The organism is Pseudomonas sp. SIMBA_067 (genome assembly GCF_046534675.1).
GTDB classification, from domain to species: Bacteria; Pseudomonadota; Gammaproteobacteria; order Pseudomonadales; family Pseudomonadaceae; genus Aquipseudomonas; species Aquipseudomonas putida.
In genome coordinates, this window is sequence record NZ_JAWRYH010000665.1 from 1 (window position 1) to 262 (window position 262).

1 protein-coding gene is annotated in these 262 nt (G+C 49.2%); it reads left to right on the forward strand.

Annotated features, from left to right (window positions below):
* Nucleotides 1–133: 133 nt before the first annotated feature.
* Nucleotides 134–262: UPF0758 domain-containing protein (locus SB765_RS30785; RefSeq protein WP_410932642.1), on the forward strand; the 129-nt coding region annotated here is incomplete at its 3' end.

The window sequence follows — 262 nt, forward strand, 5'->3', positions numbered from 1 at the left end:
GTGCCTTCACCTGAGATTCACTTTGCGAGGCGCTTTCCAGGATTGAAAACTGGCCGTCGATTTAACGGAACGGCTATGACAGGATGCGAGCACCACAAAGGAGGTGAAGGTGAAAAACAATGCACAGCTGTTGATGCCGCGCGAAAAAATGCTGAAGTTTGGTATTAGCGCCTTAACGGATGTCGAGCTGCTGGCGTTATTTCTGCGTACAGGAACGCGCGGTAAAGATGTATTAACCCTGGCAAAAGAGATGCTGGAGAAT